General features: G+C 61.8%; 14 protein-coding genes and 1 pseudogene. 9 read left to right on the forward strand and 6 right to left on the reverse strand.

Going from position 1 to position 14,239, the window contains the following annotated elements; all coding sequences use genetic code 11:
• Positions 1–53 precede the first annotated feature (53 nt).
• Entirely contained in the window at positions 54–848 is a 795-nt protein-coding gene (locus CKW11_RS04745; RefSeq protein ID WP_095136612.1) for a hypothetical protein, read from the forward strand.
• A 75-nt stretch (positions 849–923) separates the two neighbouring features.
• Positions 924–1,490, forward strand: coding sequence for a hypothetical protein (locus tag CKW11_RS04750; protein WP_095136613.1), 567 nt, complete (start codon positions 924–926; stop codon positions 1,488–1,490).
• A gap of 3 nt (positions 1,491–1,493) precedes the next feature.
• Here CKW11_RS04750 and CKW11_RS04755 read toward each other — a convergent pair.
• The 4 genes and pseudogenes from CKW11_RS04755 to CKW11_RS04770 all read right to left on the reverse strand — a co-directional run bounded on the left by CKW11_RS04755 (position 1,494) and on the right by CKW11_RS04770 (position 5,231).
• A pseudogene (locus tag CKW11_RS04755) lies at positions 1,494–2,211 on the reverse strand (alpha/beta hydrolase).
• A 170-nt stretch (positions 2,212–2,381) separates the two neighbouring features.
• Positions 2,382–3,494 carry a succinylglutamate desuccinylase/aspartoacylase family protein gene (locus CKW11_RS04760; RefSeq protein ID WP_095136614.1) on the reverse strand — a complete coding sequence of 371 codons (1,113 nt, stop codon included), beginning with the start codon at positions 3,492–3,494 and terminating at the stop codon, positions 2,382–2,384.
• Positions 3,495–3,704: 210 nt separating this feature from the next.
• Complete coding sequence (locus tag CKW11_RS04765) at positions 3,705–4,484, reverse strand: ABC transporter substrate-binding protein (RefSeq protein ID WP_095136615.1); 780 nt, start codon at positions 4,482–4,484, stop codon at positions 3,705–3,707.
• Between the two features lie 318 nt (positions 4,485–4,802).
• Positions 4,803–5,231 (reverse strand): rhodanese-like domain-containing protein, encoded by a 429-nt coding sequence (locus CKW11_RS04770; protein WP_095136616.1) that lies wholly within the window; start codon positions 5,229–5,231, stop codon positions 4,803–4,805.
• 102 nt (positions 5,232–5,333) lie between these two features.
• On the opposite strand from CKW11_RS04770, the gene ftrA reads away from it, so the two are divergent.
• The gene (gene ftrA, locus CKW11_RS04775; RefSeq protein ID WP_095136617.1) at positions 5,334–6,308 is read left to right on the forward strand and encodes a transcriptional regulator FtrA; all 975 of its coding nucleotides are present in this window, start codon (positions 5,334–5,336) and stop codon (positions 6,306–6,308) included.
• A 107-nt stretch (positions 6,309–6,415) separates the two neighbouring features.
• Here ftrA and cobF read toward each other — a convergent pair whose 3' ends face one another.
• Complete coding sequence (cobF, locus tag CKW11_RS04780; protein ID WP_095136618.1) at positions 6,416–7,171, reverse strand: precorrin-6A synthase (deacetylating); 756 nt, start codon at positions 7,169–7,171, stop codon at positions 6,416–6,418.
• Complete coding sequence (locus CKW11_RS04785) at positions 7,171–7,740, reverse strand: histidine phosphatase family protein (RefSeq protein WP_095136619.1); 570 nt, start codon at positions 7,738–7,740, stop codon at positions 7,171–7,173. The genes cobF and CKW11_RS04785 overlap by 1 nt, the downstream gene beginning before the upstream one ends.
• A 334-nt stretch (positions 7,741–8,074) precedes the next feature.
• Here CKW11_RS04785 and CKW11_RS04790 point away from each other — a divergent pair, with 334 nt between their 5' ends.
• From CKW11_RS04790 to CKW11_RS04815, 6 genes are all read left to right on the forward strand, one after another.
• Complete coding sequence (locus tag CKW11_RS04790; protein ID WP_095136620.1) at positions 8,075–8,929, forward strand: MurR/RpiR family transcriptional regulator; 855 nt, start codon at positions 8,075–8,077, stop codon at positions 8,927–8,929.
• Between the two features lie 2 nt (positions 8,930–8,931).
• Positions 8,932–9,576 carry an isochorismatase family cysteine hydrolase gene (locus tag CKW11_RS04795; RefSeq protein WP_047601825.1) on the forward strand — a complete coding sequence of 215 codons (645 nt, stop codon included), beginning with the start codon at positions 8,932–8,934 and terminating at the stop codon, positions 9,574–9,576.
• Positions 9,573–10,904: a glutamine synthetase gene (locus CKW11_RS04800; RefSeq protein ID WP_095136621.1), complete on the forward strand. Its 1,332-nt coding sequence runs from the start codon at positions 9,573–9,575 to the stop codon at positions 10,902–10,904. Before CKW11_RS04795 ends, CKW11_RS04800 begins: the two co-directional genes overlap by 4 nt.
• A complete protein-coding gene (locus tag CKW11_RS04805) occupies positions 10,888–11,640 on the forward strand; it encodes an N-formylglutamate amidohydrolase (RefSeq protein ID WP_095136622.1) in 753 nt (250 codons plus the stop codon). Before CKW11_RS04800 ends, CKW11_RS04805 begins: the two co-directional genes overlap by 17 nt.
• Positions 11,641–11,726: 86 nt before the next feature.
• Entirely contained in the window at positions 11,727–13,076 is a 1,350-nt protein-coding gene (locus tag CKW11_RS04810) for an APC family permease (protein WP_095136623.1), read from the forward strand.
• Between the two features lie 119 nt (positions 13,077–13,195).
• Positions 13,196–14,212 carry an arginine N-succinyltransferase gene (locus tag CKW11_RS04815; protein ID WP_095136624.1) on the forward strand — a complete coding sequence of 339 codons (1,017 nt, stop codon included), beginning with the start codon at positions 13,196–13,198 and terminating at the stop codon, positions 14,210–14,212.
• The last annotated feature ends 27 nt before the right edge of the window (positions 14,213–14,239 follow it).

The raw sequence follows: 14,239 nt of genomic DNA on the forward strand, positions 1-14,239 counted from the left end.
GATCAATGCAGCAATCGGTTACCTTGGCCATCCCATCCCCGGAGGCCTCCCGCGTGCTGATCCTCAAATTACTGCTGATCCCCGGATTTCTGCTGCTGATTTCTCTCGCCGGCAAGCGCTGGGGGCCGAGCGTGGCCGGGTGGCTGTCGGGGTTGCCGGTGGTGGTCGGGCCGATTCTGTTTTTCCTCGCTATCGAACAGGGGCCGCAGTTTGCCGCGCAATCGGCGGTAGCGGCGCTTTCGGCGATGTTCGCCATGATCGCCTTCTGCATCACCTACGCGCAGGTGGCACAGCGCGCGAACTGGCCGTTGGCGCTGACGATTTCCCTGACGGTGTGGGCGGTGCTGGCGCTGGGGTTGTCGCTGATTCCGTCGTCACTGACGTTCTCGGTCGCGGCGGCGGCGATTGCCCTGCTCGCCGCGCCGTACCTGTTCCCCGACGTGCAACCGGTGCTGAACGGCCCGGCACCAAAGTCGGACAAACTGCTCTGGCGGATGATTGCCGGCGCGGCCCTGACGCTGCTGGTGACGATGCTCGCGAGTACTGTGGGCGAGCGCTGGAGCGGCCTGCTCGCGGTGTTCCCGGTGCTCGGCAGTGTGATGGCGGTGTTCTCTCAGCAGACTCGTGGCCCGGCGTTTACCGCGGCATTGCTGCGGGCGACGGCGACCGGCATGTACTCGTTTTCAGCGTTTTGCCTGGTGTCGGCGCTGGCCCTGCCGAGCTTGGGCCTCAAAGGGTTCATCGCCGGTGTCGCAGTGTCGGTGGCGATGCTCGGGGTCACCCGCAAACTGCTGGCCCGGCCGGTCCCGGCAAAGGCCGACCAGCCCAAGGCTGACGCGAACGCCTGACAAACCGCGCTGGAATGCCAGGCATGCTCCGTGGGATCATCGCCGCCCTGGCGCGACCATCCCTCGGAGATTCACATGTCATTGCTCAGCAAGAAAGCCGTCGTCCTGTTGCTGGCGGCGGTCGCCGCTCTCGGTGCCCTCAATGCCCAGGCAGCCAAGCCCAAGGAAAAGACCTCGACCAACAACGTGTCGATGCTCGACGGCAAGTTCACCTTCGTTCTGCCCAAAGGCTTCACCGCCGACCCGCTGCCAGACGGGCCGACCGGTGCCAAGGGCACGATGTACACCAATCAGGCGACCAAGACCGTGGTCATCGCCGCGGAAAACCAGATCGCCGGTGGCGCCAGCGTCAAGGACAACGACAACGAATTTCTCGATGGCAGCCTGGCGAGTTTCATCGATGACCAGCGCAAGGCTTTGCCTGACTTCAACAAGCTCACAGAAAAGAGTCTGACCCAGAAAAGCAGCGGCCTCGGCGTGCGTCAGGTCGACAGCACCGCCACCCAGGGCGGCGGCCAGACCCTCAATACCACCCTGCTCGCGGCGTCCGGCAAACGCATGGCGCTGGTCCAGGTGATTTCCCGGGCCAGCGACAAGAGCGGTCACGATGCGCTGGTGAAAACCATCCTCAAGGACAAGTGATCCTTACGGATTGAGTTGCTGCAGCCAGGCATTCAGATCCCGCAGCTCGGCCGCACTGATGCTGTGGCCGACACCGGGATAGGCGTGAAACTCGGGGCTGTAGGCGAGTTTCTGCAGCAGCGCATTGGCCTCGGAGCCGTCGCGGTACGGCACTCGATCATCGGCGGTGCCGTGGCCGATGAAAATGTGCAGCGGCAACGGTTGCTGCTCGGCCTTGAGCTCGGCTTTCAACACCGGCAACAGGCGTCCCGCTCAACGCTGCGATGCCGCCGACCGCCACGGGCGGACGCAGGCCCACTTCGTAGCTCATCATCGCGCCCTGACTGAAACCGATCAGGTACACCTTGTCCGGGCTGGCGTGATATTTCTGCGCCGCCTGCGCGACAAACTCCCGCAACTTCTGGCCGCTAGCGTGCAGATCATCGGTTTCACCGTTGTAGGCCCCTTCGCCTTTCTTGCGAAACCACTGGAAACGCCCTTCGCCCAACGCCAGCGGCGCCTGCACCGACAGGTAGTTGTACTGCGCCGGCAACTGGAACTTCATGCCGATCAGATCGGCTTCGTTACTGCCGTAGCCGTGCAGAAAAATCACCAGCGGCCGGGTGTTCGCGTCCGGGTGGACCTGTTCGATGTATTTGAGTGGCAAGTCGCTTTGCAGCGTGGTTTGCGCGTGGACGGCGCTGGACGCCAGGAGGGTTAACAGGGCAAACGCCTTCAACATAAAGCCTTCCTTCACAGAGTGTCGGGTTCGTCGGTGAGCCTAACACTCTCTGAAGATTGTGGTGCTGGCGAGACCGCTATCGCGAGCAGGCTCACTCCTACAGGGACAACGCATTCCAAATGTAGGAGTGAGCCTGCTCGCGATGAGGCCGGAAAATCCAAGGAAATCTGTCAGTCGTTGATCAGCTTGCCCACCCGAATCGGCTCGCGCCCCGCGACCTTGGCCTGCCAGATCCCCGGCTGGGTGTAACGCCCACGATCGATCGCAAACAACACGCCGCTGGTGCCGGCACAAACAGTGGTGAGGCGGTCATTCAACGGGTCGACCACTTCGAACAGCGCGTCGCCCCGCTCGACCCACTCCCCGGCATTGCGCAGGAAACTGACCACGCCATGGTGCGGGGCGAACAGATATTCGGTGCCTTCGAACGGCATGCCTTCGCAGCATTCGCTCGGCGCCGCCGGCCATTCGCCGCTGATGAAGCCCTGTTCGGCGAGAAACCCCAGAATCGCCTCGCAATTGGCCTGCGCCTGATCAACCCGGGTGTCGCCCATGCTGCCCAGTTCCAGGGTGGTGGCGAGGTTGGCCGGGGGAATCGCTGCGTTCGGAAACGCCCGCGCCAGACGCAGCCACGGTGACGAACACGATTCGTCGAACGAACTGCCACCGGAGTCTTCGCACAGCAAGGCCACGCCGGCCTTCAGTCGCGCCGCCAGCGATTGCCAGCGCGGCCAGTGTTGCGGCAGCGCGTAGAGGTGAATAGCCGCGTCGAAATCGCAATGCAGGTCGAGGGTGATGTCGGCATCGCAGGCGTGGCGCAGCAGCAAGCGGTGCAGCGCTTCGAGTTGCGAGGCTGGGGCTGGCAGCTCATCAAGCACCTGACCCATGGTCTGGCGGATCAGCGCGATGTTGGCCTCGGCGTCGCTGCCCAGTTGCTCGCCGATTCGCGCCGCGACGGGCGCGCTGAGTTCGACAAACGAGCGGTTGAAATTCTTGCCGCTGCCCAGCTCGAAGCGCCCCATGTGACTGCCTTGCAGGTGCTGGTCGAGGCCGATCGGATTGGCCACCGGCACCAGCTCGATCACGCCTTGCAGACGACCCTGCTGTTCCAGCGCGTTGAGGCGTTGCTTGAGTTCCCACGCCGTGCGCATGCCCGGCAGCTCGTCGGCGTGCAGGCTGGCCTGGATGTACACCTTGCGGCTGCCGGCGCCGTAACGGAAGACGCTGAGGGAACGTTCGCTGCCAAGATGGCTCCAGGGCAGGACATGGTCGATGCGTTGCATGGGAAAACTCCTGCAGTCTGGTAGATCTGGATCGATGAGATCCCTGTGGGAGCGAGCTTGCTCGCGAATGCAATCTGACAGTCAATAAAGATGTTGAATGTTAAACCGCATTCGCGAGCAAGCTCGCTCCCACAGTGAATCTCCATCAGTAGAAAGAGAGCACAAAAAAAGTGGCCACCGCGCAAACGGGGCCACTTTTTTTACGGCGTATTAATGGCCGTACACGTCAAAGTCGAAGTACTTGTCCTGGACTTTTTTGTACTCGCCATTGGCGCGAATTTCGGTGATGGCCTTGTTGAATTTCTCGGCCAGCTCGGTATCGCCCTTGCGCACCGCGATGCCCGCGCCGCCGCCGAAGTACTTGGCGTCTTCGTAGGTCGGGCCGACGAATTCGAAGCCTTTGCCGGCGTCGGTCTTCAGGAAACCGTCGCTGAGGTTGACCGAGTCGGCCAGCATCGCGTCGATACGACCGGAGACCATGTCAAGGTTAGCTTCCTGTTGCGAGCCGTAACGCACCAGATCGATCCCGGCCGGAACCAGCACTTCAGTGGCATAACGGTCGTGGGTACTGGCACGCAGCACGCCGACTTTCTTGCCCTTGAGCTCGGTCAGCGGGTCTTTGACACCCGAGCCTTCCTTCATCACGAAACGTGCCGGGGTGTGGTAGTACTTGATGGTGAAATCGACGTTTTTCTTGCGGTCATCCGTAATGGTCATCGAGGACAGGATCGCGTCGATCTTCTTCACTTTCAGCGCCGGAATCAGGCCATCGAATTCTTGCTCAACCCAAGTACATTTGACTTTCATCTGCGCGCACAGGGCATCGCCGATATCGACGTCGAAACCGGCGAGTTTACCGTCAGGGGTTTTCATCGAGAATGGAGGGTAACCGGCTTCGATACCGATGCGGATCGGCTTGGCGTCTTCGGCCACAGCGGTGAGGGACAACATCGACAGTGCCAGGGCACCGAACATCACTAGCTTCTTCATTTATTACTCCTGTGTGCGGAGGTTTTTATTGGCAGCTTTCGATTGGCATTCGGTCATGGCCGTTGAGCAGCAAAAACCGAAGTGGACGGCAGTCTATGGCGGTGCGCACAGGGCAAATTGTGTTTAGGCGACAAATACTTACAGAAAATCGGCGCGCGCGTTGACCGGGATCAACGGTGCGCCGACATGGTGCAAAGGCTGTAGGACAAATCCTCAAAAAGGGTACCTATTGCTCATGTAGGAGCTGCCGCAGGCTGCGATCTTTTGACTTTAAAGAGCAAAAGATCGCAGCCTGCGGCAGCTCCTACAAAAGCATTTTCAGCATTCGCACGCGATGGGGGTTTTGGCGGGCTGTTCGACGCTCAGCGAAAAACCCTCATCCAGCCACCCGGTCACGCCGCCGATCATCTCCTTGACCGGGTAACCCAACGCCGCCAGTTTCACCGCAGCCTTGTTGGCGCCGTTGCAGTGCGGGCCGGCGCAATAGACCACGAACAGCGTGCTCGTCGAATACTCCGCCAAGCCCTCGGCGGTCAGCAAGCGCGTCGGCATGTTGATCGCGCCCGGCACGTGACCGCGCTCGAACGCCAAAGGGCCGCGCACGTCAACCAGAACAAAATCGACTTCACCGGCCTCCTGGCTGCTGTACACGTCAGAACAATCGGTTTCAAACGTCAGACGATTGCTGAAATGCATCAGGGCAATGGCCGACGGTGCAGCAGGAATGTCGCGAACCAGGCTGGTCATGTGGTGTGGCTCCTTCGTCTGTTGGGGTGTGAGCAGACTTTATCGGGCCGGCACTTGACGCTACAGTGGCGCGCAAGACACTCACCGGGAATTTTCCGCCAAATGCCTGACTCACCTGGATTGGTCGCGATTCTGGCCTACGATGGCCTCTGTACCTTCGAGTTCGGCATTGCCGTGGAGATTTTCGGCCTGCCCCGGCCGGAGTTCGATTTCCCGTGGTACGAGCACCGCATCGTCGCCGTCGATCAAGGGCCGATGCGCGCCATGGGCGGGATTCACGTACTGGCCGATGGTGGCCTGGAGCTGCTGGCACAGGCGCGCACCATCATCATTCCCGGTTGGCGCGACCGCGAGGCCCCGGTGCCGCCGGCACTGATCGACGCCTTGCGACAGGCCCACGCACAGGGTGCGCGGTTGCTGTCGATCTGCTCCGGGGTGTTTGTGCTGGCCGCCAGTGGCTTGCTCGACGGTCACGGCGCCACCACGCACTGGCGCTACACCGATGAACTGGCGCGACGCTTTCCGGCGATTGCGGTTGATCCGGATGTGCTTTACGTCGACTCCGGCCAGTTGATCACCTCGGCGGGCAGCGCCGCCGGGATCGATGCCTGCCTGCATCTGCTGGCACGGGACTTCGGCACTCAGGTCGCCAATTCGGTGGCTCGGCGGCTGGTGATGTCGCCGCAACGCACTGGCGGTCAGGCGCAGTTCATCCCGACGCCGGTCAGCGCGACGCCGCGCAACGACTTGTCGCGGGTGATGCAGTGGGCCCGCGAGCGCCTGCATCAACCGCTGGAAGTGCGCGATCTGGCCAGCGAAGCGGCGATGAGCGAGCGCACCTTTCTGCGCCGTTTCACCGAGGCCAGCGGGCAATCGCCCAAAGCGTGGCTGCAACACGAGCGGCTGGCCCGGGCGCGGGAATTACTGGAGAGCAGCGTGCATAACACCGAGCAGATCGCCCAGCGCTGCGGTTATCGCTCGGTGGAAAGTTTTCGCGTGGCGTTTCGCAGCGTGGTCGGGGTGCCGCCGTCGGTGTATCGGGAGCGGTTTGGGCGTGAGGTCAAAGCGATTTCTTGAGTTGACTGTGATGACCCCTTCGCGAGCAAGCTCGCTCCCACATTTGAAATGGGCACCCCTGTGGGAGCGAGCTTGCTCGCGAAGAGGCCAGTCCAGCCACAAAAAACCTACGGCTTGCGCAACAGATAGGTATCCATGATCCACCCATGCTCAGCCCGGGCAGCCTTGCGCACCCGCTCGATCTCAGCTGCCACATCCTTGAGCTTGCCGCTGATCAGAATCTCATCCGGCGTGCCCAGATAGGCCCCCCAGTAAATCTCTGTCTGCGGATCCGCCACATGGCGGTAGGAATCTTCCGCGTCGAGCATCACCACCAGGCTGTCCGTGTCACTCACCTGCCCCGCCGCCAGGCGCCGGCCCGTGGTGATTTCAATTGACCGGCCAATGCTGTTCAACGGCACCTTATGCTGCGCCGCCAGCGCCTGAACGCTGGTTATCCCGGGGATCACTTCAAACTCGAAAGCACAGCGGCCGGACGCCAGAATCGCCTGCAGGATACGAATCGTGCTGTCGTACAACGCCGGGTCGCCCCACACGAGGAAACCGCCGCATTCGTTTTCAGCCAATTCTGCATTGATCAGCCGCTCGAAGGTTTCCTGCTTGGCGCGGTTCAGATCTTCGACCGCGCGGCTGTAGTCCACGTCGCCACGCTCGCGTTCCGGGCTGTGGGCTTCAACGAAGCGATACGCAGGATCGGTGATGTAGCGCGCACAGATATCGCGCCGCAGATCGACCAGTTTGTTCTTGCTCTGGCCTTTATCCATCAGAAAGAACACGTCGACCTGATTCAGCGCCTTCACCGCCTGCATCGTGATGTAGTCGGGATTTCCGGCGCCGATGCCGATGACCAACAGTCGTTTCATCACAGTGCTCCCGCAAGATCGATACCCGCCAAGCGTAGCCGCCAGATGCCGTTGAACCGCAGTTCAACCACGGACAACGGTTCAACATCAATCGCGTTGAACGCCGCGCCCTGTAACACCTGCATCAGTGCCGCACGCACCACAAACGGATGGGTGACGGCGACGATGTGCCCCTGAACGCCTTGCAGACTGGCCAGCCACGCCGCCACACGCTCGCCCAATTGCCTCACCGACTCGCCACCATGGGGTGCCGCCTGCGGATCACTGATCCACGCTTGCAAAGCCTCGGCCTCGAGCACCTGCAGATCCTTGATTGCTTGCCCGTGCCAGCGCCCCAAATCGCAATCGCGCAGTGCTTCGTCCACTTGCGGCGGCGCACCGAACCATTCGGCGGTCTGGCGCGTACGCAATTCCGGCCCGCACAACAAACGGCTGGCACCGCTGAATTTCGCGGCGAACGCGCCGGCCGCCAATGGCGAATTTTCAACAGGCTCGTTCGTAGGAAAGCGCGACAATTTCTGTGCGACGGTTCGCGCGTGGCAAATCAAAGTCAAACGGGTGGACTGCACAGGATTTCACTCGATGAGCATCAACTGAATCGGCGGCAAATCGCCGGTCTTGTGGCAATTGTGCCGTAACCCGGGCGTTTCAGGGGATCTCGTTAGCTTCCAGCTCAGTACTCTGAAGTAGAAAAAGCGGCAATGTCTGACACGCCTAGAGGCAATGGCCTACAAGAGCCACAGACTAAGGTGTAGCCCCTGTTACACAGGACTCTGACCTTACTTAAACGTCGAATCGCCAGCGCTAAAAATTCACTAGACATGTAACCTGAGTTACATAAATACTGTTTTAACGGATTGTGAAACGAATTCAACACCCCCCCTTCATCCAGCAGGAGCCCGGATGCCCCCTCTCAGAGACTTGATCACCGACCCCGGCCTGGAGCTGACGCCGTCGGAGCGCAAAGTGATTCGCGCCCTGCTCGACCAGTATCCACGCAATGGCCTGGGACCGATGGCGCGGCTGGCCGAACACGCCGGCGTCAGCGATCCGACCATCGTGCGGCTGGTGAAGAAGCTCGGATTTGGCGGTTATGCCGAATTTCAGGACGCCCTGCTCAGCGACATGGATCACCGCCTGCGTTCGCCGCGCACCCTGTTGCAGCCACGCTCGCACCTCAATAAAGACGATGCCTGGGGCCATTATCTGGCTGACAGCCAACGCCTGCTGGTGGAAACCCAGGTTCTGACGCAACCCGAAGACGTGCGCATTCTGCTCGACTGGCTGCTCGATACACGGCACCAGATCTACTGCTTCGGCGGGCGCTTCAGCAGCCTGATGGCCAACTACCTGCTCAATCACTTGCGCCTGCTTCGACCCGGCTGCTTTGCCCTGGAAGACAACGCGCAACTGCCGGATCGCCTGTTCGATCTGCAACGCCAGGACGTGGTGCTGCTGTTCGACTATCGGCGCTACCAGTCCCAGGCCCTGCGGGTGGCCTCGGCGGCAAAAAGTAACAGCGCGCGGGTGGTGTTGTTCACCGACATCTACGCCTCGCCGCTGCGTGAACTGGCTGACCTGATCATCAGTGCTCCGGTGGAATCGGCCTCGCCGTTCGACACCATGGTGCCGGCACTGGCCCAGGTCGAGGCGCTGATTGCCTGCCTGACCCTGCGCAGCCCCGATCTGGCCGATCGCCTGGAAGGCATCGACGCCCTGCGCAACGACTTCAACACCCATTTGCTGGAGGATAAATAAGGATGTTCAGTCTTCCCCACCGCTCGCCGCGGGACTTGCCATTTGTCACCGGCCACACCGCGCTGTTGCTGGTGGACATGCAGCGTGCCTGGCTCGAACCGCAGTTCGACCCGCACCTGAACGGCCCGGACGCCGAGTATTTCCTGACCCGCGCGCACATGCAGGTGGTGCCCAACCAGCGCCGTTTGCTCAGTGCCTTTCGCGAAACGCGGCAGAACGTGCTGCACACCATCATCGAAAGCCTGACCGCCGACGGTCGCGACCGCTCGCTGGATCACAAACTGTCGGACATGCACCTGCCCAAGGGCAGTCAACAGGCGCGGATCATCGACGACCTGACGCCGGTGGAAAACGAGATCGTGTTGCCGAAAACCTCGTCCGGGGTGTTCAACTCGACCAACATCGATTACGTGCTGCGCAACCTCGAAACCCGCCACCTGATCATCGCCGGCATCGTCACCGACCAGTGCGTCGACATGGCCGTACGGGATGCCGCCGACCGTGGCTATCTGGTGACACTGGTCGAAGACGCCTGCGCTACTTACACCCCGGCGCGGCATGACGCCTGCCTCAACGCGATCAAGGGCTACTGCTGGATCAGCGACACGCAAACCGTGCTCGGCCGCTTGCAGGAGATGCGCCCATGAGCGAGCGCCTGACGCCGTTGCCGATGACCACCATCGTCACCACCGACCTGATCGGCATCACCCGTGGCCGCTCGTTTCCCACCGATCAGCTGGAGCACTATCAAGCTGCCGGTTGCGGCTGGGTGCCGGCCAACAGCGCGTTGACGCCCCAGGACATCATCGCCTCGACCAACCCGTGGGGCGCGTACGGCGACTTGCGGCTGATTCCGGATTTGAGCAGCCGCGTCACCGTCGGCAATGGCCCGGACGCCGCAGCACCGGCGCTGGACTTCATCCACGGCGACATCCGCGAGACCGATGGCCGGCCGTGGAGCGCTTGCCCGCGCACGCTGTTGCGCGATGAAATCGAACGCTACCGCGACGACCTCGGCTTGCAGGTCAACGCGGCGTTCGAACACGAATTCAATCTGCATGCCGGTTTTGCCGAGCATCTGGCGTTTTCCCTCGAAGCCCAGCGTCAGGGTGCCGAATTCGGCGGCTGGCTGCTCAGCGCCCTGCGCGCCGGCGGTGTCGAGCCGGAAATGTTCCTGCCCGAATACGGCAAGCACCAATACGAAATCACCTGCCGGCCGACCCTCGGCGTGGCGGCGGCGGATCGTGCGGTGAACGTGCGCGAGATCACCCGCGAAATCGCCCGGCAAATGGGCGTCGACGTCAGCTTCGCGCCGAAAACCAAGGCCGACGCGGTGTGCAACGGCGTGCACCTGCACGTAAGCCTGCTCGACCTACAAGGTCTGCCGCTGCTGTACGACGCCGGCACCAGCAACGGCCTGTCGACGCTCGGCCAGCATTGGGCTGCGGGGATCCTGCATTACTTGCCGGCGCTGTGTGCGTTCACCGCGCCGACACCGGTGTCGTACGAGCGTTTGCAGCCGCACCACTGGAGCGCGTCCTACGCGTGTCTGGGGCAGCAGAACCGCGAAGCGGCGCTGCGCATCTGCCCGACCGTTAGCCTCGGCGGCAAATCCGTGGCGGCGCAGTACAACCTGGAGTTCCGCGCCATGGACGCCACCGCCTCGCCGCATCTGGCGATGGCCGCGCTGCTGATCGCCGGACGGCTGGGTATCGAGCAGCGTCTGGCGCTGAACGCGATCACCGATGAAATTCCCGATTCTCTCAACGACGAGCAACGCAAGGCCCGGGGCATTGTGGCCCTGCCCGCCTCGCTGGCCCAGGCGCTGGATTGCCTGCGTGACAGTGCAGCCTTCAATCAATGGCTGCCCAAGCCGTTGCTCGACACTTACCACGCCCTTAAAACCGAGGAACTGGCGCTGACGGAACAGCTCTCGCCCGCTGACCTGTGTGAGCACTATGCACGCCTGTACTGAATCCGCCGAGCTGGGGTTGTACACCCGCCCGGTCTACAACCTGAGTCGCGAAGATTCATCGCATCCGTTGATTCTGGTGTGCGAGCACGCCAGCCGCTACATCCCCGAGGCCCTGAACAATCTGGGCCTGGACGATGCCGCCGCGCGCGAGCACATCGCCTGGGACATTGGTGCATTGCAACTGGCTGAAAAGCTCTCGGAGAGACTTGGGGCGACACTGTTGAGCGCCAACTATTCACGGCTGCTGATCGACCTCAATCGGCCCCGACATGCCCCCGACAGCATTCCGGCGCAGAGCGAGATTTATCAGGTGCCGGGCAACCGCGAGCTGGACGAAGCCACTCGCGAATACCGGCGCCAGACCCTGTTCAAACCGTTTCACGCCCGGCTGCAGACCCTGATCGACCAGCGCGTCGCACAAGGCCAGGCGGTGCGGGTAGTGGGGATTCACAGTTTTACCCCGGTGTACTACGGCCAGCCACGACCACTGGAAATCGGCGTGCTGTTCGGTCAGTCCAAAGCGTACGCCCAGCGCCTGCTCGACGGTTTGGCCGAGCACTCGCTGCAGGTCGCGGGCAACCAGCCGTATCGGGTTGATCCGCTGGGCGACATGACGGTGCCGGTGCACGGCGATGCCCGGGGGCTGGAATCGGTGCTGATCGAGGTGCGCAACGATCTGCTGCGCAACCCCGAAGCGGTATCGCTGTGGGCCGAGCGCCTGGCGCCGCTGCTGTAAACAATGCTGCAAGACTGCTGACGCGGTAACGATGGATCGACATAACAACTAAAAACGCTGGATAGGCTGACAAGGAGTTGCGCTTCATGGAAATAGAAGAGTTCGGCTACAAACAGGAGTTGAAACGTAGCCTGACACTGACCGACCTGGTGGTGTACGGGATGATCTTCATGATCCCCATCGCCCCGTTTGGCGTGTATGGCTACGTGAATGCCGAGGCGCCCGGGATGGTGCCGCTGGCCTATATCATCGGCATGGTCGCGATGCTGTTCACCGCGCTGAGCTACGGCAGCATGGCCAAGGCGTTTCCGGTCGCAGGCTCGGTTTACTCCTATGCGCAACGCGGCCTCAATCAACACGTCGGCTTCATCGCCGGCTGGCTGATGCTGCTCGACTACCTGCTGATTCCGCCGCTGCTGTATGTCTACGCGGCGATGGCTCTGAACCATTTGTACCCGGACATTCCGAAGGTCGGTTTCATTCTGGCGTTCCTGGTCAGTGCAACCTTCGTCAACCTGCGCGGCATCACCTTCACCGCACGGATGAACATCATCTTTCTGCTGGCACAACTGGTGGTGTTGGGGATTTTCCTGTTCTACGCCTGGAACGCCCTGCACAACGGCGGCGGCAACGGCGAGCTGACCCTGGCGCCGCTGTATCACCCGGAAACGTTCAACTTCGCCCTGCTGATGCAAGCGGTGTCGATTGCCGTGCTGTCGTTCCTTGGCTTCGATGCAATCTCGACCCTCGCCGAAGAAATCAAGGGCGATCCGGGCAAAAGCGTCGGCCGCGCAGCGCTGATCACTCTGGTGGTGATGGGCGTGATTTTCGTCGTACAGACCTGGATCGCCACCGATCTGGCCGCCGGCATGGGCTTCAAGTCCGCCGACACCGCGTTCTATGAAATTGCCGAAATCGCGGCTGGCAGCTGGCTGGCGACCCTGACCGGTGTCGCCACGGCGCTGGCCTGGGGCGTCGCCGTGGCGATCACCTCGCAAGCCGCCGTGTCGCGCCTGCTGTTCGGCATGGCCCGCGATGGCAAGTTGCCAAAAGTGCTGGCCAAGGTGCACCCGAAGCACAACACCCCGTACCTGAGCATTTATCTGGTGGCGGTGCTGTCGCTGGTGATCTGCTACCTGTTCATCAATTCGGTCGACACCCTGACCTCGCTGGTCAACTTCGGTGCCCTCAGCGGTTTCATGCTGCTGCACCTGACAGTGATCAACTACTACTGGCGTCGGCAGAAGTCCGGTCAGGTCGTACGCCATCTGATCTGCCCGGTGATCGGCTTCATCATCGTCGCCGCCATCATGTACAACATGGGCGTCGATGCGCAGAAACTCGGCCTGATCTGGATCGCGCTGGGTCTGGTGTACCTGTTCTTCCTGAACAAGCTCGGCGCCAGCACCGCGCTGCCTGACCCGAGCAATGGCTGACAAGAAAAAGAGCGGCGTCTGACATCAAATCAGGCGACCGCCGCTTTAAAGCGTGGCAACCGACAGTGATAGTCAGGTTCGGTGGGGAACACCGGACCCTTTGATACAGGAGTGCATCCATGCTGGTCTTACGCCCAGTCGAGACAACCGACCTGCCGCAATTGCAACAACTGGCCCGCGACAGCCTGGTCGGCGTCACGTCGTTGCCGGACGACAGCGAGCGCCTGCGCGAAAAAATCGCCGGGTCCTGTGCCTCGTTCGACAACGACATTCAGGTGCAAGGCCCGGAGAACTACTTCTTCGTCCTGGAAGATCTCGACACTCAACGGCTGGTCGGCTGCTCGGAGATCCTCGCCACGGCCGGTTTCAACGAACCGTTCTATAGCCTGCGCAACCGCCACTTCACCAGTGCCTCGCGGGAACTGAACATCGAACACGGCGTGCCGGCGCTGTCGCTGTGTCACGACCTCAGCGGACACACGCTGTTGCGCGGGTTTCACATCGACAACGCGCTGGTGCGCAGCGCCTTTTCCGAATTGCTGTCGCGGGCGCGACTGCTGTTCATCGCCGCCCACGCAGCACGTTTCGCCGATGCGGTGATCACCGAAATCGTCGGCTACAGCGACGAGAACGGTCATTCGCCGTTCTGGGACGCGCTGGGCAAGCACTTCTTCGACCTGCCCTACGTCGAGGCCGAGCGCCTGTGCGGCCTGCAAAGCCGCACCTTCCTCGCCGAACTGATGCCGCAATACCCGATTTACGTGCCGATGCTGCCCCCGGCAGCACAGGAATGCATCGGCCGGATTCATCCGGACGGTCAGGAAGCGTTCGACATCCTCGAACGCGAAGGCTTTGAAACCAACAGCTACATCGACCTGTTCGACGCCGGCCCGACCCTGTATGCGCGCACCGCGAATATTCGTTCGATTGCCCACAGCCAGACCGCCACAGTGCGCCAGCAAGCGCAAATCGACGCCCGTGGCCGTTACCTGCTGAGCAACGACGCACTGCATGGTTTCCGGGCCATCGTCGCCGAACTGGATTACCAGCCCGATCAACCGCTGTCGCTGACGCCGGCCCTGTGCGCGGCGCTGAAGGTCACCGATGGCAGCACGATCAGGCTGACCGCCCTGTGAATCGCGCCCGGTTGCATACCCAACGAC

It is taken from the genome of Pseudomonas sp. Irchel s3a10 (genome assembly GCF_900187525.1).
In the GTDB taxonomy this organism is placed as follows: domain Bacteria; phylum Pseudomonadota; class Gammaproteobacteria; order Pseudomonadales; family Pseudomonadaceae; genus Aquipseudomonas; species Aquipseudomonas koreensis_G.